Below are 18,659 nucleotides of genomic sequence, written 5' to 3'. Positions count from 1 at the left end.
ACACTTCGGGAGCCATAACGGCACTGCCAAAATTCATCACGACGCCTCTGTCTATATTCCTGATGATCTCGGCATATTTCAAAAAGTCTCTGTATGAAGCAGCGCCTGAGGCTGCTCCGTCAAAGTTCGGATGTTCATGGATTATGTCGTAGCCGATGCCTATGTGCACCGTGGCCGGTATATGAAGACGATGGCATGCCGCAAAGATGCTGATATCCTTGTAGGGAAAATCACCCTCATGGATGGCCTTCCCTATGGCCTCTCCCATACCGATGGGGCCCTCTCTGTGAGATGCGTTGATGATGTCGTTGATCACGCCGGTCTCTTTCCACAGACCGAACTGCCCCTCCTTGATATAGCGCGCCACACTCTCGGTGGTAGCGCCTATAAGGGCAAATTCGTAATCATGGATCATACCTGCGCCGTTTGTGGAAAAACATGTAATATACCCTTTCTCCATAAGGTCGATGATATATCTCTGGACTCCGGAACGGATAACATGACCACCTACCATCATAACAATGTTCTTTTGCCCCTGCTTCGCCTTGACGATATGCCGCGCCGTTTCCCGGATCCCCGGATGATCCCACTCGATATTACTGTCGAGGGGCAGGACAACGCTCACGTTGAGGTCGTGGACCCTTTCCTGCAGCGACCTGATCGTCAATTTATTCCTGTCGAATAGCATATTTGGTTCAGTCCCGGTCCCGACTGTCAAGTACATACCGAGCCAATCCATCCCAGTTGTCATTCTCATAGTCAGCGATGACCGGCCCCGGCGTCTCGTCGGCTCCCGCGCGCAGGCGAAGCGTTCTGCACCCCGCGTTCTTTCCCGTCTCGATATCGACATCCCTGTCGCCGATCATGAAGGACCGGGAAAGGTCGATACCGAATTGCCTCGAAGCATCGAAGAGCATCGCAGGAGACGGTTTTCTGCAATCGCACCCGTCGGCTGGGGCATGGGGGCAATAATAGGCGCCGTCGATCTCTATGCCCGAATCGCCGAGGAGTGAAACAACTTTTTTATGAACGCTCTCAGCCTGGTTCCGGGTCATGTAGCCCCTTCCGATACCTGACTGGTTGCTTATTATTATGATCAAAAACCCTTTTTCCTGAAATTCCTTAAGGGCACTCGCAACGCCCGGTATGAGCTTTACCTGCCGGGCATATTTGGGATACCCCACATCCACCATGATGGTACCGTCGCGATCGAGGAACACCGCCGGCCTTAACGCGCCCTTTGCGCCCGCCTTCCTGTCGAGACGCACGTTTTCCTCTTTCAGGTCGTCGATCTCTTTCTGAAGCTTCTCATATTCTTCCATTTTGAGGCGAAGGAAATATTGGGTCTGACGAACCCGTTCGTTTATTCCTTTCGGTGTCAGGACGTAAATGTACGCCGCCTTGTTATTGGAATTCTTGAAACGCTGGACCTTGACGAACCCCTTTTTGACCAGTTCCTTCAAAATGAAGTTGACGCTCCCCAGGCTGAGACCTATCTTCTTCGACAGATCCCTCTGGGATATCTCGCTTTCAGAAGAAAGCTGGCGCAGCGTTCTAAACTGGGATTCATTCATGACGATGACACGATTTTGGGCAAGCTACCGCCATCGCTGTTGAGACTTTCACAATGAATTGTACCGATGGCTAATGTGTTCAACCCCTGAACAGATACATCATCGCAATTACCTTTTGATATGTCAAGGATTTTATGAGTGAGGGGAAATGCGGCTAACCGTTAACCAGTAACGGGTTACAGGTTACAGACTGCAAGTTGTGGGGATGAAGGAGTCTCTCTCAATATTTCAGTCGTCCGGGGATATCGATCCACTCCAGCCTTCAACGTGAAACCCGAAACATTCTCCTGTCACATTCCGCTTATCTTCAGCCCTTCCACATAGATCGACGGAGAGCCGACAGAACCATAGAAAGTCAGGTCTGTACCTGTTTCTTTAATGTTATTGAAGATGTCGAACACGCTTCCCGAGAGCATGACGCCCTGAAAGGGCTTCTTTGCACCGGCATTGCAGACATAGCCCAGGCAGCCGACGGAAAAATCGCCCGTGATGGGATTCGCCGTATGAGTTCCCATCAACTCCTCGATGATGATCCCCCTGGTGATGAACTGCAATATGTCCCGCGAACCCCTTTCTATATACATACCCCGGGGACCGCATTTCGGAGGGTTCTTGAGGCCGCCTCGGACGCTGTTGCCTGTGGAGGTCTTTCCCAGTTTGTTCGCGAAATATGTATCGTAGAGAAAGGTCTGAAAGGTTCCATTGTCCACAACGGTATTGTCGAGGGACGGCACGCCCTCCCCGTCAAAGGCGAACGCATCGGGGCCGGCCATTCCGGAATCTATTATCTTAAGGCCTTCCGCAAAACAACGCGTGCCTTCCTTGCCCTTCAACTGTGTCTTGTCCTTGAAAAGGCTTTCGGCAAGAAAGGATTCCGAGAGGATGCCAAGAAGATCCGATGCCGCGCGGGGGGTCAGTATCCCTTCATATACACCCGTGGGTATCTGCTTCGCAAACAGGAGAGAGACGACCTTCTCCGCTATATCGAGGCCCATCCGCCTTGCATCGACGCCTTTCAGGCTATGATCCCAGCGCCAGTCATACCATGACACTTCCTCGTTGTCCTCAGCCGCGACGGCCATCGCCGAATAGATGAAAAGATTCTTCTCCCCTTTTATAAAAAGACCGTTTGAATTGGCAAGCGCCGCTTCGAATTCGATCTGCTGAAACTCGCAGTTTCTGACAGCGGCTATTCTGCTGTCGTGTTCCCTGATCGTCTTCTCCATGTCTATGAGCATTGACCTTTTCTCATCGTCGCCTGCGGCAAGTCCCGATCCATCGCGAAGGTCCGAAGCAGGATATCCCTCGCAGGACGGAGCGAACAGCCTGTCTTCATCCTTCTCCATCACGGGCAGCAGGGTTTGCGCATTGGCGAGGAGTCTTCCGGCCGGGTCATCCCGGTCATAGGTGTAAGCGAAGACCGGCCGCGCGTCTTTTATAGCGCGCAATGCATAACCTTCTTCTTCCTTGAATTCCGCCGCACAGATCTCGCCATCCCTGGCCTCGATCTTCCTCACTTTTTCGTTCAAGTAAAAAAGCTCACACCCATCAAAGCTGCCGGCTATTTCATCGAATATGTTTTTTATCCCGTTTCTCTTGTCCATTAGACGCCACCTCTTTGAACCCCAACAACCCTGGGCCGATAATGCCCGACCCACAACTCTTCCACTCACTCTCCGTAAAAATAGGGATGTAACAACTCTTCAGGTATATACCTCCCCGCCTGTCTCATGATTGCTCGCTGCGTGCCAGTATCAAGCTCATCGTGCATCGGTATTGTGAGGGTCTGCTTTTCTCCAGTCTCACTTACCCTGCGCAACTTTACATGACTACCTCTCTGAGAACACACTGCAAAACCAAAATGCGAGAGGATAGAGACAAGGTCCTTTCCGGAAAAACGTCTGGGCTTAGGCGACATCAGCGAGTGGTTCAACTTCCATGGTAATGATCAACGTCGGGTTGGGGGCCAAACCGAATTCCCGCAGATCTTCCCCCTCCAGGTGGAGGGACACAGCTTCCGCGAGATTGGCTACGGTTTCATCGAGAGTTTTTCCCTGCGTCACCACAGCAATCTCCAGACACTCGGCTATATAATAACCTTCGCCCTTTCTGATGAATGCTTTGATAGTGTGTTGTAATCCTTCCAGATCCTTGTGCTTCACCGGGACTCACCTCTTTCGAATCTCATTGAAATTACCATAATTGTGGACATTATATCCCTTTGGCGAAATAGTATCAAGACAGTGTCCATCGACAGGCTGCCAGGCGGTTCATGCCGACTTCCCTATCTCCCGTATCATCGCCGTTTCATCGCATTCCGGGAATTTGGCGCATTTGATGCAGTCCGACCAGATCTTCTGGGGGAACACCTTCTTATCGGTCACGACAAAACCGCATCTCTGGAAGAATTCCACCTGATAGGTAAGGAGGAACAGCTTGTTTATTTCGTAGGTCTTTGCTTCCTCCGCGCAGGCTTCCACGAGCGCCCTTCCCACACCCTGCTTGCGCGCGATGTCGGCAACACAGAGCGAACGGACCTCAGCAAGGTGTTCCCAGCAGATATGCAAGCCCCCCGTGCCTGTGACCTTGCCCTCATGCACATGCACGAAATAGTCCCGCAGGTTATCGTAAAGCTCGCCAAGGGACCGCGGCAACATCTCGCCTCGCGACGCGGACTGGTTGATCAGCTGGTGTATCTTCTTCACGTCTTCCACTTTCGCTTTTCTGATCATAATTGGAGCATCTCCCGGGCTCTTTTGATCGTTGTGTCTGTGATGGTGGCCCCCCCAAGCATTCTTGCAAGCTCCTGCACTCTCTCTTCCGGCGCAAGCTCCCGTATCGCCGTTCTCGTCCTGCCCTCTATCACCTGCTTTTCCACAAGAAAGTGCCGGTCTCCATAGGCCGCGATCTGCGGAAGATGGGTTATGCAGAGCACCTGGTGCACTCCTGCGAGGTCCTTCAGCCTCCGCCCCACCATGTCGGCCACCCTGCCCCCGATACCGGCATCCACCTCGTCGAAGATGAGCGCTTTTTCCTCCTCACCGCCGACCACCTTCTTGATGGCAAGCATTATCCTTGACAATTCGCCCCCCGAAGCTATCTTTCTCAAGGGCTTCAGGGGTTCGCCGGGATTCGTGGAGATGAGGAGTTCTATGTCGTCCCGTCCATCCCTGTCGACATGGCCTTTGTCTGCTATGAGCACCTCGAATTGAAGCCCGTTCATGGAAAGAAAGCCCAGTTCGTCGATGATCGTTCTTTCTATCCCGGGTGCCCCTCTTTTTCGCTTCTCCGAGAGGGCCATCGACATCTCTTCCACCTCCCCGGCCAGGTGCTTCCTGTCTTTCTCAAGAGCATCGATATCTCCTGTGAGCCCCTTGAGGTAGACGAGCCTCTCCTGCGCCCCCTCGCGGAAGGATCCTATCTCCTCGCAGGTATTGCCGTACTTGTCTTTGAGCTTGAATATCTCCGAGAGCCGGTCTTCCACTCTCATCATTTCCTCATCATCGAAGACCAGTGTTCTGCTGATGCCGTGCATCTCCAGCAGAAGGTCCTCGATCTCGTAGGATATATTTTCCACCCTCTTTCTCAAGGCCTCCATTGCATCAATGGGACCCAGGGCCTTGAGCATCGCGGAATATCTCTTGAGAACCGACTGGGCTGACTGCTCCGATCCCTCAAGGCCGTCGGTCATTTCCTCGAAGACCCTGGCAATCTTTTCCGCACCCTTGAGCACCTTCAGCCGTTCCCTGAGGTTCTCTTCCTCGTTCTCGCCGATGCTCTTCTTTTCTATCTCTTCCACCTGGAACTCGAGGAGTTCCATTTCCCTGTCCTTTCCTTCCGCCTCCTTCTTTCTGGAGGCAAGCTCGGCATTCGCCTTCTTCAGCTCATCCACCTTCCCGGCAAGCCTTTCCCTTTCCAGGCCAAGGCCGAGAAGGTTGTCCAGGATCCCCGTGTAGTTCTCCTTATCCAGAAGGTGCTGGAACTCGTTCTGTCCATAGACGCTTATGAGCGTGCCGCCCAGGGCCTCCATCCTTGCGAGGGTAATGGGCTCCTCGTTCAGAAAGGCCCGTGACCTGCCGGAATTCCCTATGACCCTCTTCAGGATATACTCATCGTCGCCGCTTGCGAAATGACCCACCACTTCGGCCTGGGAGGCGCTGGACCTGACCGCGTCCGGGGCGGACTTCGCGTTCATGAGCGTGGCCAGGGCGTTGATGACGATGGACTTGCCTGCGCCCGTTTCACCGGTTATCACGTTAAACCCCTCGCCAAACTCGATCCTGAGTTCGTCGATAATGGCAAAACCCTTGACGCCCAGATAGGTCAGCATCCTCTACCGTTCACCCCATTTCAGTTTTGTCCTCAATATCTCGAAATACCCCCGCGATGAAGATTTGACGAGGTGCACGGCGTGGCCTGACTTCTTCACGGTGACCTCGTCGGCGTATTCGAGGGGAAAACCGACCTGTCCGTCAAGGGTCAGTATGACCTTTTCGTTCATCGATTTCAGGACTGCCCTTATCACGACGGATTCAGGCAGGATAATGGGGCGGTTTGTCAACGTGTGGGGACAGATGGGAGTGACGATGAGATTTGTCAGCGAGGGATAGATGAGGGGCCCTCCGGCCGCCATGGAGTAACCCGTCGATCCCGTGGGCGTCGATACTATGAGCCCGTCGGCCTTGTATGTTGTCAGGTACTCCTCGTTCACGTATGTCTCGATATCGATGATCCTCGCCAGGGCATCCTTGGTGATGACCGCATCGTTAAGAATGGTGATATCGAATATGGGGTCGCCTTCGCGTTTGACCCTGACGTCAAGCATGATCCTCTTCGAGATACTGAAGTCTCCACTCAAGACCTTTTCAAGGGTCGCTGCAAACTCCTCGATGGATGTCTCCGTGAGGAAGCCAAGACTTCCGAGGTTGACACCTATTATGGGAACCTCGGAGCCCTTGCCATAGCGTGAAACAGAAAGGAGAGTTCCATCCCCGCCAAGGACCACTATGAGGTCGGCCCCTTCACCAACGTGCTCCATCTCGAAGGTCTCGCAATGCCCGATCTGGGCTGCCGCCTCTTCCTCCAGTACGATCTTGCTCCTATCGCCGAAGCGTCTCACGATCTCGCCGGCGATCTCCAGCGCATCTCTCTTCTCGCGTTTACAAACAATATGGATCGTCTTCATGCAATGTACCTTTCCTTCAAACGGCCCGATAGCTCACCGAGGAGGCGAAAAGCCCTTTCGACCGTCTCCGTCCTGTCGGGATTGAGAAGATTGCAGGTCGCAGGCGCAAGCATGCTCCTCGCCGCTATCTCGGACAAGGCCATCCCCCTTCCCGTCAGCGGTTTCCACATCGTCTCGAGCCTGTCCGCCATGGTCCCGGCATCTTCCCTTGCAAACTCCTCTTCATATGTAGGGACGATGCCCCAGCTGATCGTCCCGCCCCCCTCTATGAAATTCTTCACCCCGTCATAGTTGACGAAGATATCACCAAACCCGTAGGCATTCAATGAAATGATCTCAATGTTAAGAGAAAGAAGAAAATCCCAGTCGGGATTTCCGCACAGGTGCAAGCCCCGCGGGCCCTCGACGCCTTCGTAGAACTCATGCAATTCATCCCTGGCCTTAATATGATCATAGCCGCTCATGGCGTTAAAGATAAATTCCAGACCCGGGTCATCTATCCAGACAAACGCATGCTCATTCCTGGCGGCCAACTCCCTGTACTGAGCATTGACCCTTTTCTGGATGAACGAGAAGGCAACGGTACGTATGTCATCATTATAAACTATCGGCTTTCCATTCTCATCTACAATCTTTAGTGCAAGGCTTACCGGGCTGATGACCTGTCCATGGACGGCGATATACCGGGAAAGGTCACGACCCAGGAAACGGCGGTACACCATGGAATGGCTGTCGGAGAGCGTGAACCGGCCAAGGTCGTCCTCGTGTGCGAAGAAAGTGTCCAGCTCATCGTAGAACCGCCGCGTGTCTATATGGCACCTGCCGGCGGCTTCATCGAGAGCAACGCCGGGAAATCTCTCCAGAGCCTGAACATACATGTCTTCAAAAAAGGAAACTCTGGGAAGCTGCGGCCAGAAGGGAATATCAAGGGAAAGGGCAAGCCTAAGGGCTTCGTCGACATCTTCATGGGGAAGAATACCCATCGCGGTCGTCGCAAGGTCAGCCTCGAAAAATATCCTTTTTTTCATGTAACATCTGTATCAAATGGACGAGGCTATGTCAAACGTCGGATTGTTGCCGGAAACTGAAATATCGTGCAATTTTTCACCCACGTTCGTTACATCTTTTCCTCTATTCTTTCCACTACTTATGTGTCCTGAACCGCATAAAACATGTTGACATACACATCCGACATGGGCTATGTAATACACATGAATTGGAGCAAACGATTATCTATCATTCTCGTAGCGATCCTCTTTGCCGGGGGTTTCTTTACGACACACACCTTTTCTTCCGCCCGCACGCCCCTTGAGGATGAAGATGCGGGAAACCCGGTTGCGGGCATGTTCCTCCAGGATGAAGGGGCTAAGAAGCCGGTTGCCGGTATGTTCCTCCAGGATGAAGGGACCGAGAAGTCGGCGATCATAGAAAAGACGATCACTTTTCTCAAGGAACGCAGACCGGGGGCCCCGGAAGAGAGAATAAGGATCATCGCCAACACCGTTTATGATGAATCGAAGAGGTACGACCTTGACTACCGTCTTATCCTTGCTGTCATGAAGGTCGAGAGTAACTTCAAGAACGGGGCGATCTCCAGGCGCGGCGCCCGCGGGCTTATGCAGATAATCCCTTCTTCCGCACGGATCATAGCCCGGGAATCCGGAGTCGAGGTCAAGGGGGCAAAGTGCCTTCACGAACCTGAAAAGAACATCAAGATGGGCGTGAGCTACCTATCCAAGCTGCGCTACATGTTCGATAACATCGTATCGGCTCTCCACGCCTATAACGCCGGCCCCGCAAGAGTTAGAAAACCTGCCAGCCAGAGCGCGGCAAAGACCACCTCTTTCACCAGAAAGGTCATGCGTGAGTATCGCCAGATCTCCGAGGTTCTCCCCGAACCCGAAGAAGATTAGCCGTAACTTTCGAAGTGATAGCAACAAGACCGCTCGCGGACTTCGGCCAGCGCTGGGAAAAGTCTATTTAAATATCTTTCCCGGGTTCAAGATGTTGTTGGGGTCGAAAAGAGCCTTGATGGACTTCATGGCGCTGATGACCTCGGGTGAAAGTTCCATATCGAGGTAGGCCGCCTTCGACGTGCCGATGCCGTGCTCCCCCGAAAGCGTCCCGCCAAGGCGAACGGTTTCGGCAAAGATGTCCCTGACCGCCTCTTCCGCCTTATGGCGGTCTTCAACCGTGTCCTTTATCATGATGCTCACATGGAAGTTTCCATCGCCGGCGTGGCCGAAACTCAGGATGGGAATCCCGTACTTCTTTTCAAGTGACTCGAGCGTTCGGATCAACGTGGGGATATGGGAACGGGGAACCACGACGTCTTCCGCTATCTTCACGGGATTGAGATTGTAGGTCGCCTGCGAAAGGACACGCCGGGCCTGCCAGAGTTTGTCCGCTTCCGCCGGGTCGCGGGTAACATCGCACCGCACAACCTTCTGACCCACGAGGATCTTCTTCACCTTTTCAACCTGCGGAGCCACCGCTTCTTCGTTGCCGTCGACCTCGATGAGCAGCAAGCCGCCAATCTCCTCGGGTATGCCCATTGGGGATGCCTTTTCACTGCACCGGATGGAGGCCCTGTCCATGAACTCTATCGTGGAGGGGATGATCTTGGCCGCTATTATGGCCGACACGGCGCGCGCAGCTTCCTCGACTTCATTGAAAAGAGCGAGGATCGTGGCTTTCGCCTCGGGAAGAGGTATCAACTTGACGGTTATCTTCGTGACCACCCCCAGGGTGCCTTCACTCCCCACGAATAGCCGTGTGAGATCGTAGCCCACGACTCCCTTCATTGTCCTGACCCCGGTATTGAGGATCTCGCCCGTCGCCGCCACTACCTCAAGCCCTATTACATAGTCCCGTGTCACACCGTATTTGAGAGAATTGGGCCCGCCGGCGCATTCCGCCACGTTCCCGCCTATGCTTGAATACTTGTACGAAGCGGGATCGGGCGGATAGAAAAGACCGTGCTTCGCCGCTTCCTGCTGAAGGTTGAATGTGATGACCCCCGGTTCGACGACGGCTATGAGATTTTCCGTATCCACCTCGAGGATACGATTCATTCGCGTGAAGACGAGGACAACACCCTTTACCAGAGGTATGGAACCGCCTGTCAGACCGGTGCCCTGCCCCCTCGGGATGACGGGAAAACCATGGTGATTGGCAAGCTTCAGTATGCCGGAGACTTCTTCAGCAGATGAAGGGAGCACGATGAGGTCCGGGATGACGCCATCGGTCCTCGCATCGTAGGAATAACACTGCCGCTCCTCCAGGGAGTCTGTAACATTCTCCTTGCCGACGATCTTTCGTATCTCATCAATGACCGAACTTTCCACGCGATCCTCTTTCTTCAGGTTATTTCCAGCGTGAAATAATACCACATTATTGTGAGATATTCATGAAGAAATGGGGGGCAAGCGATAGGGAACAAGGGGCCAGACAGCTTCTCTTTATCTCTCTGTGCCCCTGATCCCTGCCTTTTTCTCTATCTTCCTTGAGCTATGACCGTTCCGAGGAGTGTCCCCACTACTATGCCGCCGAGGACCGCCACTGCCACCTGTCCGCTCCTGTCACCGTCGTGTCGCTCCACGCGGTAGACATTCCTCTGCTGATAGCGGACCGGAGCCGGCCTGTGGTAACCAGGGCCGTAATCCCGAACCGCAACATACTTCGTTCTGTAGGGAGCGCGCTTCCACGAAGGGTCGCAATGGCCAAACGACGGAACCAACAACACGAATCCTGCTATTCCAACCATCAGCATAACAACCAGTTTCTTCATCATACCCTCCATCCTTCTTTTTGCCCTTTTATAAAGCAAGTGCTGTGCCGCTTCCCCGTTTTCCATCAACCACGAGATATCACAAGGATTTACGGCGCCGGCAGAGGGGACAGCCCGCGTCTATACACGCACAACTTGTCGATGTCATGAAACCGGGTACGACAATACCGTCGAACGCTCACCTCCCCATTGCCTATGACACGTAACCCATGACCCGTCTTTTTCCATTTGCATTTTCATGCCCTGACAGGTTATTTTCATTGGAGTCCGGGAGGCGGAATGAGAAAGATCATTATATTAATACTTTTGTTCGTTGCCGTAATGCTTCTGACCTGGAACGTTTATGCCGACCCCAATTCCTTCAGCAAGGCCGATAGGAACAAGAACGGGGTGATCGACGGCAGCGAATACGATTCTGCGGTGAGATCGAAGTTCAAGGAGTATGACACAAATATGGACGGCAAGATGGATATGAACGAATTCGCCGCAAAAGGACACCCGGAGGCGGTGAAGGAATTCAAGTTCATGGACAAGAACAGCGATGGTGTTGTCAATGCCGATGAATTCTATGCAGCCGCCCTCAAAAGGCGCGATCAGCTTGATTTTAACCGCGATTCAAAACTCAGCAAAGAAGAGTACAACTCTACGAAGGCCCTGCCTTTCCTGAAATTCTACTTCTAGGGATGAACAAAGAAAATCCCGTGCAAACCATATCGGCATCAATATCATGAAGAGACGGTGCGGTCTCGTTCATTACGAAGTTCTTCGCGCTGACACCTGGTGCAGTCCATGACAGGAAACATCCAGCAAAAGAGCATCTGGGGCGCCTTGCGGGAACCTATGTTCAGGGTGCTTTGGCTGGCCAATATTGCGTCTCTCGTCGGCTCATGGATGCACGAAACGGGAACCGCGTGGCTCATGACGTCGATGACCCTGTCGCCGTTCATGGTTGCCATGCTGCAAACATCGATGACGCTGCCCTTTTTTATCATGGCCTTGCCCGCGGGGGCCCTTGCCGATATATTGGACAGGCGCAAACTGCTCATCGGCGCGCAGCTTGTTATGCTCCTTTCCGCCCTCTTCCTTGGGATCGTCACGCTCGCGGGGATCGTCACGCCTGTCACGATATTGTTCCTCACGTTCATCCTGGGCACAGCGGCTTCTGTCAACGCGCCCACCTGGCAATCGATCATCCCGGAACTGGTCTCTCGCGACCGTCTCCAATCGGCCGTCACTCTCGGTTCCGTCGCCTTCAACATTGCCCGCGTGGCAGGTCCCGTTTTCGGAGGTCTCTTGCTTGCCCTTGCGGGTCCCGCCTCGGTCTTTTTCGTCAACGCCCTGTCCTTCACGGGCGTGATCTTCGCAGTGCTGCATTTGAGATTCGCGAAGCGGGAGCAGACGCTCCCGGCAGAACGTTTCGTGGGGGCCATCAGGACCGGGGTCCGCTATGTCAGGAACGTGCCCCAGGTAAAAACGGTGCTTATCCGCATGGGCATCTTTTCTTTTTTCGGCAGTTCACTCTGGACGTTCCTTCCCATCATTGCCCGCGTCCGCCTGAACCTCGACCCTTCAGGTTTCGGTTTGCTTCTGTGTTTCTTCGGCATAGGCGGCCTTCTGGGCGCCATCCTGCTTCCCCATGCCGGTCAGCTGCTGAGATTCAAGCCCCTTTCGAGCCTTGCCACGCTTCTTTTTGCCGCATCAATCGGGGTCCTTTCCTTCTCGGGAACATTCTTCCTCACCGCGCCGGCCCTTCTGGCCGGCGGTATGGCCTGGCTCACCCTGATATCGACCTATAACACGGCAATACTCTCCATAGTCCCTTCATGGGTGAGAGGTCGTGTCATGTCTGTCTTCATGCTTGCTTTCTTCGGTCCCTTTGCAACAGGCAGCGCGCTCTGGGGGTTTATGGCGTCATTTTTCGGTATCACCCGGACCCTGATCTTTACATCCCTCTGTGCCGCCCTCGGCCTTCTCATCACGTCTCACAGGCGCCTGACCGAACCGCACGGGGTTGACCTCACACCATCAGAGCACTGGCCGCACTTCTCCGGTGAGGCGGAACCGGACATACATGAGGGGCCGATTCTCGTCGTCGCTGAATATTCCATCGACCCCAACCATCTCGATGCATTTGTTGCCGCCATGGGTTCTCTAAAAACCATCAGAATGCGCGATGGCGCCTTCCGCTGGAACCTTTTCAGGGAAGCAGGGAACGATCTCCGGTTCATCGAATCCTTCATAGTTCAGTCGTGGGCAGAATACCTGCGCCAGCGGGAACGGTTCACGGCCTCCGACGGCGGGGTGGTCGACATCGTCCGCTCATGCCAAAGGGATGGTGAACCCGTCACAATAAAACACTTCGTAGCACAACCGGTGAAGAGGGAAAAGTAAGAGACGGGTTACCTGGTTTCTTTATAATACAGGAGCTCCCGTGCATAGGGGGCGACGGCATCCACGAAACCGTCCTGATGCTCCCAATCCATCGCTTTGAAGGACCGGGTGAAATAGACGTTCTGTTCAAGCTGTTCAAGATTGTCGCAGCCGATGACGGCGGTGGTGATTGGCTGAGAGAGGGCGTAGCGGAAAAAAGACTCCATGGACGTATAGAACGTAAGCTTTGACGTGAAACCGTGTATGTATATCTTCATGCCGATGATGCCCACGCCCTTTTGTTCCGCAAGCGGTATCATCTCCTCGAGAAAGCCCTTTTGTGACGCTTCCGCGGGATTGACAGGAACGAGTATCGTATCGAAATCAAAACGCATCATGCATTCCTTTATTATCGAAGGGCTCTGGTGCCCTGTGACCCCGATGAAACGGGTCAAGCCTGTCTCTTTTGCCTCTATGAAGGCATCGATCGCCCCTCCGACGGCGAAGATCTCCTCCACATCCTCCATCGTCCTGACATCGTGTATCTGCCAGAGGTCGAGATGGTCCGTTTTCATGTTTCGAAGCGTCTCGTGAAGATGCGCAAGGGCGCCGTCCCTGGTCCTCGCGTGGGACTTGCTTGTCAGGAAAATATCCTTTCTGCGCTCCCTGAGCGCCTTACCGTAATACTCCTCGCTGCCGTCATAGGCGCGGGCCGATTCGAAGTAGTTTATACCCAGGTCCAGCGCCTTGTTGATGAGCGCGTAGGCTTCCCTGTCCCGTCCATGGGTGCGCAGGAGACCTTCCCCGCCGAGACCCATGATGGTCGCCCCGAATCCTGTTCTGCCAAGCGTGCGTTTTTCCACTGTACGAAACCTTTCGTTAATTCTCAGTCGCTGTCGGGTTTGAAAATGGCCCCGCCGGCAGCACCGGTGACCATCCTGGCATAGCGTGCCATATAACCCTGCGTTATCTTCGGTTTTGGTCTTTTCCAGGCCTTTCTTCGTCTTTCGAGTTCGCCCCTTCCCACCTTGAGGTCGATGGTCTTCTTCACGAGGTCGACCTCAATGATGTCTCCATCCCTGACAAGGGCAATGGGTCCGCCCTCGGCGGCCTCCGGCGATACGTGCCCGATGCACAGACCACGGGTGCCCCCGGAAAACCTTCCATCGGTGATGAGGGCGCAGGACGTGTCTAGCCCTCTTCCCGCCAGAATGCTGGTCGGTGTGAGCATCTCCCTCATTCCCGGACCGCCTTTCGGCCCCTCATAACGGATGATCACAGCGTCGCCCGCCTGTATCTTGCCTTCCATGATGGCCTTGCCTGCATCCTCTTCGCTTGCAAAAACACGCGCCTTCCCTTCGAAATGCCAGATGCTCTCGCTGACCCCGATGCGTTTCACTATCGACCCCTGCGGCGCCAGAGAACCCGTAAGCACCGCGAGACCGCCTTTCTCGTGATATGCGTTCTCGATGGTGTGGATCACATCCCGGTCTGTTGCGTCGGCACCCTTAAGCAGGTCGGATACCTTCCTTCCTGAAACGGTGATGCAGGACTTCTTGATGAGATTCCTGCGGGAAAGTTCCTTCATTATCCCGAAAACACCACCCGCCTCGTTGAGTTCCTCCAGGTGATGGGGCCCCGCCGGGCTCATATTGCAGATATGGGGGACCTTTTCGGACATGGAGTCAAAGAGGGCAAGGGGGAGGTCAAGACCGGCCTCGTGGGCAATGGCCGGAAGATGCAGCGCCGTGTTTGACGAACCTCCAAATGCCATGTCCACGGAAATGGCATTCCTGAATGCATCGAGGGTCATTATGTCCCTCGGTTTCAATCCTGTCTTGACAAGGTCCATGATGGTCATGCCCGTTTCCTTGGCAAGCCTTATTCTCGCCCCATGGACGGCCGGTATCGTTCCGTTTCCCTTAAGCGCGATGCCCAGTGCCTCGGAGAGACAGTTCATGGAGTTTGCAGTGAACATGCCGCTGCACGATCCCGCGCCTGGGCAGGCGCACTCTTCGAGCATGGAAAGCTCTTTGGCGTCCATGAGACCCCCGGCAACCTTCCCCACCCCCTCGAAAACGGATATGAGGTCCACCGGCTTTCCCCTGAAACGTCCCGCCAGCATCGGTCCCCCGCTTATCATTATGCTGGGGATATTGAGGCGCATGGCCGCCATCATCATCCCGGGGATGATCTTGTCGCAATTTGGGATCAGCACAAGGCCATCGAAGGGATAGGCCTTGGCCATAACCTCAACGGAATCGCAGATCAGTTCGCGAGACCCAAGAGAATACTTCATGCCTTCATGGTTCATCGCTATGCCGTCGCAAATACCGATCGTCGAGAATTCCATGGGTGTTCCGCCGGCCATTCTGACACCGTCCTTGACGGCCTGCGCAATCTTTCCAAGATGTATGTGTCCCGGGATGACCTCGTTAGCGGAACTGGCAATCCCGATGATCGGTCTGGCGAGTTCCTCCTTTAAATATCCCATTGCACCGAAAAGGCTGCGGTGCGGTGCTTTTTGCAGACCTTTTTTCATTCTATCCGACCTCATTGGAACCTCCCCTTCGACGAGACTATATCGTTGCTAAATAACACGGCCAACACGCATTTTTATCAAACACACAAGATTATTACAGAGGAAGACACTTTGCAATATAATATTGCCGGATGCAGGCCATAAACGAGCACGCCCGAAGAATGTCCGGAGAAACGCGCATCGATCATCAGGTCCGTGTCTTTGAATCGTGATCTCTGACAGCCATGACATCCGGGGTTTAAAGGAGGGTCGGCCTGAGACCTGTTTCAAGGTATCGGAAATAGTCCTTCACGATCTGTCCATGATCGAAGGCCATGACATCCGGCAGGTCGGCGGCAGTGTAGACGGCGGCTTTGCGGGCATCATCGCGGCCTTCGAGCGCTCCTGCTCCTTCGCCGATAAACACAACGGAAACGGTATGGAACCTGGGGTCACGATTCGGGCTTGAATAGGCGTGAAACTGTTCGATGAGCCTCACGTTGAGTGACGTCTCTTCCCTGGCTTCCCTGACGGCCGCCTCCTCGACGGATTCGCCCACATCGACAAAGCCCCCCGGCAGGGCCCAGCCAGGGGGCGGGTTCTTCCGTTCGATAAGAACGATCCCGCCCTGGTAACGTATGATGACATCAACCGTCAAAAGCGGGGTTTTCAGCGTATCCATCATCGAGCCTCCTCGTTCACATCGTCCTCCCCGATAAATATTTACAAAGACCGCCCCATGTGGTAATCATCAAATCACCCATGGATCTTGATCTTGTCATCGACAGCCATTCACACTGGGGCCCCTCTCTTTCGATGGGTATCGACGTCACCACCTCCGAACTGCTGGGTCAGCAAAAAGAGTCCGGCGTCGATTACGTTATTATCATACCCTTCCCTTCAACGGCAATCGAAAACAACGCGATCAACGTCCGGCTCCTCGACGAGTCCCGACGCATCGAAAGCTTCTTCCCTTACCACTATATCAGGGAGAACTACGATACGGAAGGCTTCGATCCCCTGCCGGGGGCCTACTTTGGCGGTAAATGGCACTGGATGAGAGGCCGCCAGGATTCAGCCTCCAACTACAGCGTCCTTCAGGATGCCGCGCTCCCCGGGCTCGTGGAAAAGATCCGTAAGACCGGAAAGCCCGTCATATTCGAGGAAGAACTGGAGTTCACGAAAACCTTTGCCGACATGTTTCCCGGGGTGACCCTCATCATTCCCCACCTGGGTCTCCTGGGAGGTCACCCCCTCGATTTTCTGAATGCCTTCAGGAATAACAGTGGCATATACTTCGACACGGCCCTCGGCTCCAGGGATATGATCTCCGAATTCGTCCGCACCATAGGCCCCGAGCGTGTTCTCTTCGGTTCCGATGTCCCTTTCGGCACCATGAAAGGCGAGCTTTCAAAGATCACCGGACTGTCCCTCGGCAGCCGCGACAAGGAACTTATTCTTTCACAAAACGCCATAAGGCTGGCCCGGCTTCCACTTTGAAAATCAATGGCAACCACCGCAAGACCGGGTTTGCCATTGCACTCTTCTGTGTCATCTTCCTCTGTGCCTCCGTCCTCGTATTGATCGACGTCCGCTGTGTCGTGATCCGCACCGATGAAGAAGGGATTGTGCATATCGCATCCGTCGGGAACGGTGACAGAGTGGTGATCTCACACATCAATTCCATATATGACGCACGGGTTGATGAGCACCTTGAGGTCCGGGACAGCCAGTTGGTGCTGACAAAAGTGGTCAGCGATTCTCAAGGGGTCCGGGAATACTACGGCATTGCTGATAGCGCACCCCACGGCAAATGGTCCACAATCAGGATCTTCAACACGGAGGGCCGGGATTTCTCTCTTATGCTCAACGGCGTCCCCGTTGGTGCACTGGGAGAACGGAAGAACACCCATTTTATTGTCGAGGTGCAAAACCCTCCGCTGTACCGTTTTCTGTCCTGGAAGCTGCTGTCTTACGGTCGGGCTTGCAGATTCCCGGCCCCATTCCCGCCTGGAGGCAACAAACATCAATAACATCCTGCAATTAGCTCTCCCTTCAAAAGGGTATTGCGGCGTGCTCATTTTTAGTTTGACAACAATGGGGACAACTGGATACCATAAGATAATTATTCATCAGAAAAAGTTAATCAGGGGGTGTTGTTATGGGGAAAAAGGTATGCCTTTTCGTCTTCGCATTCGTACTGATATTCGCTCTCACGCAACGGGTTGATGCACAACAAAAGCAAAGGATCGTCGTGGCTACCGGTGGTACCGGCGGGGTTTATTATCCGTATGGAGGGACGCTTGCCGAGATAATCAACCAGAAGGTTCCTAACGTAAAAGCGACGGCCGAGGTTACAGGGGCTTCCGTCGAAAACATTCGCCTCGTCGCAAAGAAGGATGTGACCTTCGCCCTCGCGATGAACGATACGGTTTATCAGGCATACACCGGCGACGGCAAGTTCAAAGGGCATAAGGTAGACAGTATTCGGACGGTATTTCAGATGTATCCCCACGTTTACCACATCGTCACCCTGGAGAAGTACCCTGCGAAGAAGATATCCGACCTGAAAGGAAAGAAGGTTTCCGTAGGCGCGCCGGGCAGCGGAACGGAATACAAGACGAACCTCATCCTCCCTTTACTCGGCGTAAAGTATTCGGATATGAAGGTCTACAGGCTGTCTTTTTCCGAGAACTCGACACAACTGAAGGATGGCATTATTGATGTCGGTATCTGGGACGTGGCACCTCCAACATCTTCCGTAATTGACCTCTCTACAACTCATCGGCTGCGCTTCATTCCTTTCACGAAAGAAGAGGTGGATAAGGTGGTCAAGACCTATCCGTTCTATGGGAGTATCACCTTACCGAAAAATACGTACAAGGGGCAGACTGAAGAGGTCCTTTCCGTATCGGTCTGGAACTCCGTCGTTTGCCACAAGGATACCCCGGAGGACCTGGTATACAAGGTAACAAAGGCGGTCTTCGAGAACAAAAAAACACTTGTCAACACACATAAGATCGCGGAATATACCACACCAAAGGCGTCCGCCCAGAACAGCCCGATTCCCATACATCCCGGAGCCTTGAAGTATTACAAAGAGATAGGCGTGCTAAAGTAAACGGCGCAGACAATGGCTGCAATACCTGGAATGTACTAGGCAAGAGGAATCGGTTAACACCGGTTCCTCTTTTATTATCCGCAGACTCTATCTGAAAA

19 protein-coding genes are annotated in these 18,659 nt (G+C 53.7%); 6 read left to right on the top strand and 13 right to left on the bottom strand.

Annotated features, from left to right (window positions below; all coding sequences use genetic code 11):
- From PHC90_11800 to PHC90_11765, 8 genes are all read right to left on the bottom strand, one after another.
- Positions 1–688 (bottom strand): hypothetical protein (locus PHC90_11800; GenBank protein MDD3847029.1); only part of this gene is annotated, 688 nt, incomplete at its 3' end.
- Positions 689–695: 7 nt separating this feature from the next.
- The gene (locus PHC90_11795) at positions 696–1,574 is read right to left on the bottom strand and encodes a MarR family EPS-associated transcriptional regulator (protein ID MDD3847028.1); all 879 of its coding nucleotides are present in this window, start codon (positions 1,572–1,574) and stop codon (positions 696–698) included.
- 290 nt (positions 1,575–1,864) lie between these two features.
- Positions 1,865–3,178 carry a TldD/PmbA family protein gene (locus tag PHC90_11790; protein MDD3847027.1) on the bottom strand — a complete coding sequence of 438 codons (1,314 nt, stop codon included), beginning with the start codon at positions 3,176–3,178 and terminating at the stop codon, positions 1,865–1,867.
- 303 nt (positions 3,179–3,481) lie between these two features.
- Positions 3,482–3,736, bottom strand: a complete 255-nt coding sequence (locus PHC90_11785) for a type II toxin-antitoxin system HicB family antitoxin (protein ID MDD3847026.1) — start codon at positions 3,734–3,736, stop codon at positions 3,482–3,484.
- Positions 3,737–3,844: 108 nt separating this feature from the next.
- Complete coding sequence (locus tag PHC90_11780; GenBank protein ID MDD3847025.1) at positions 3,845–4,306, bottom strand: N-acetyltransferase; 462 nt, start codon at positions 4,304–4,306, stop codon at positions 3,845–3,847.
- A complete protein-coding gene (gene recN / locus PHC90_11775; protein ID MDD3847024.1) occupies positions 4,303–5,904 on the bottom strand; it encodes a DNA repair protein RecN in 1,602 nt (533 codons plus the stop codon). Before recN ends, PHC90_11780 begins: the two co-directional genes overlap by 4 nt.
- Positions 5,905–5,907: 3 nt before the next feature.
- Positions 5,908–6,759 carry an NAD(+)/NADH kinase gene (locus tag PHC90_11770; GenBank protein ID MDD3847023.1) on the bottom strand — a complete coding sequence of 284 codons (852 nt, stop codon included), beginning with the start codon at positions 6,757–6,759 and terminating at the stop codon, positions 5,908–5,910.
- The gene (locus tag PHC90_11765) at positions 6,756–7,787 is read right to left on the bottom strand and encodes a hypothetical protein (protein ID MDD3847022.1); all 1,032 of its coding nucleotides are present in this window, start codon (positions 7,785–7,787) and stop codon (positions 6,756–6,758) included. Before PHC90_11765 ends, PHC90_11770 begins: the two co-directional genes overlap by 4 nt.
- A 144-nt stretch (positions 7,788–7,931) precedes the next feature.
- Here PHC90_11765 and PHC90_11760 point away from each other — a divergent pair, with 144 nt between their 5' ends.
- The gene (locus tag PHC90_11760) at positions 7,932–8,672 is read left to right on the top strand and encodes a lytic transglycosylase domain-containing protein (protein ID MDD3847021.1); all 741 of its coding nucleotides are present in this window, start codon (positions 7,932–7,934) and stop codon (positions 8,670–8,672) included.
- Between the two features lie 63 nt (positions 8,673–8,735).
- On the opposite strand, the gene PHC90_11755 is transcribed toward PHC90_11760, so the two are convergent.
- Positions 8,736–10,106, bottom strand: a complete 1,371-nt coding sequence (locus PHC90_11755) for an FAD-linked oxidase C-terminal domain-containing protein (GenBank protein ID MDD3847020.1) — start codon at positions 10,104–10,106, stop codon at positions 8,736–8,738.
- 149 nt (positions 10,107–10,255) lie between these two features.
- Positions 10,256–10,588 carry a hypothetical protein gene (locus PHC90_11750; protein ID MDD3847019.1) on the bottom strand — a complete coding sequence of 111 codons (333 nt, stop codon included), beginning with the start codon at positions 10,586–10,588 and terminating at the stop codon, positions 10,256–10,258.
- 240 nt (positions 10,589–10,828) lie between these two features.
- Between PHC90_11750 and PHC90_11745 the strand changes: the two genes are divergently transcribed.
- Positions 10,829–11,230, top strand: coding sequence for a hypothetical protein (locus tag PHC90_11745; GenBank protein ID MDD3847018.1), 402 nt, complete (start codon positions 10,829–10,831; stop codon positions 11,228–11,230).
- A gap of 108 nt (positions 11,231–11,338) precedes the next feature.
- Complete coding sequence (locus tag PHC90_11740; GenBank protein MDD3847017.1) at positions 11,339–12,940, top strand: MFS transporter; 1,602 nt, start codon at positions 11,339–11,341, stop codon at positions 12,938–12,940.
- Positions 12,941–12,948: 8 nt separating this feature from the next.
- Here PHC90_11740 and PHC90_11735 read toward each other — a convergent pair whose 3' ends face one another.
- The 3 genes from PHC90_11735 to PHC90_11725 form a co-directional block, all read right to left on the bottom strand.
- Positions 12,949–13,782, bottom strand: a complete 834-nt coding sequence (locus tag PHC90_11735) for an aldo/keto reductase (GenBank protein ID MDD3847016.1) — start codon at positions 13,780–13,782, stop codon at positions 12,949–12,951.
- 23 nt (positions 13,783–13,805) lie between these two features.
- A complete protein-coding gene (gene ilvD / locus PHC90_11730; GenBank protein MDD3847015.1) occupies positions 13,806–15,476 on the bottom strand; it encodes a dihydroxy-acid dehydratase in 1,671 nt (556 codons plus the stop codon).
- 223 nt (positions 15,477–15,699) lie between these two features.
- Complete coding sequence (locus PHC90_11725; GenBank protein MDD3847014.1) at positions 15,700–16,125, bottom strand: NUDIX hydrolase; 426 nt, start codon at positions 16,123–16,125, stop codon at positions 15,700–15,702.
- Positions 16,126–16,181: 56 nt separating this feature from the next.
- Here PHC90_11725 and PHC90_11720 point away from each other — a divergent pair, with 56 nt between their 5' ends.
- From PHC90_11720 to PHC90_11710, 3 genes are all read left to right on the top strand, one after another.
- Positions 16,182–16,940, top strand: a complete 759-nt coding sequence (locus PHC90_11720) for an amidohydrolase family protein (protein MDD3847013.1) — start codon at positions 16,182–16,184, stop codon at positions 16,938–16,940.
- On the top strand, positions 16,937–17,473 hold the full coding sequence (locus PHC90_11715) for a hypothetical protein (protein ID MDD3847012.1): 537 nt from the start codon (positions 16,937–16,939) through the stop codon (positions 17,471–17,473). The genes PHC90_11720 and PHC90_11715 overlap by 4 nt, the downstream gene beginning before the upstream one ends.
- 128 nt (positions 17,474–17,601) lie before the next feature.
- Complete coding sequence (locus tag PHC90_11710; GenBank protein MDD3847011.1) at positions 17,602–18,561, top strand: TAXI family TRAP transporter solute-binding subunit; 960 nt, start codon at positions 17,602–17,604, stop codon at positions 18,559–18,561.
- Positions 18,562–18,659: the final 98 nt, after the last annotated feature.

This window comes from Syntrophorhabdaceae bacterium, assembly GCA_028698615.1.
Taxonomy (GTDB): Bacteria; Desulfobacterota; Syntrophorhabdia; order Syntrophorhabdales; family Syntrophorhabdaceae; genus Delta-02.
This window is presented reverse-complemented; position numbering and strand designations above follow the sequence as displayed.

Excerpts from the sequence above, each read along its gene's own strand:
- PHC90_11795 (MDD3847028.1), bottom strand. The coding sequence starts at position 1,574 with ATGAATGAATCCCAGTTTAGAACGCTGCGCCAGCTTTCTTCTGAAAGC.
- PHC90_11790 (MDD3847027.1), bottom strand. The coding sequence starts at position 3,178 with ATGGACAAGAGAAACGGGATAAAAAACATATTCGATGAAATAGCCGGC.
- PHC90_11780 (MDD3847025.1), bottom strand. The coding sequence starts at position 4,306 with ATGATCAGAAAAGCGAAAGTGGAAGACGTGAAGAAGATACACCAGCTG.
- recN (MDD3847024.1), bottom strand. The coding sequence starts at position 5,904 with ATGCTGACCTATCTGGGCGTCAAGGGTTTTGCCATTATCGACGAACTC.
- PHC90_11770 (MDD3847023.1), bottom strand. The coding sequence starts at position 6,759 with ATGAAGACGATCCATATTGTTTGTAAACGCGAGAAGAGAGATGCGCTG.
- PHC90_11765 (MDD3847022.1), bottom strand. The coding sequence starts at position 7,787 with ATGAAAAAAAGGATATTTTTCGAGGCTGACCTTGCGACGACCGCGATG.
- PHC90_11760 (MDD3847021.1), top strand. The coding sequence starts at position 7,932 with ATGTTGACATACACATCCGACATGGGCTATGTAATACACATGAATTGG.
- PHC90_11745 (MDD3847018.1), top strand. The coding sequence starts at position 10,829 with ATGAGAAAGATCATTATATTAATACTTTTGTTCGTTGCCGTAATGCTT.
- PHC90_11740 (MDD3847017.1), top strand. The coding sequence starts at position 11,339 with ATGACAGGAAACATCCAGCAAAAGAGCATCTGGGGCGCCTTGCGGGAA.
- ilvD (MDD3847015.1), bottom strand. The coding sequence starts at position 15,476 with ATGAGGTCGGATAGAATGAAAAAAGGTCTGCAAAAAGCACCGCACCGC.
- PHC90_11725 (MDD3847014.1), bottom strand. The coding sequence starts at position 16,125 with ATGATGGATACGCTGAAAACCCCGCTTTTGACGGTTGATGTCATCATA.
- PHC90_11710 (MDD3847011.1), top strand. The coding sequence starts at position 17,602 with ATGGGGAAAAAGGTATGCCTTTTCGTCTTCGCATTCGTACTGATATTC.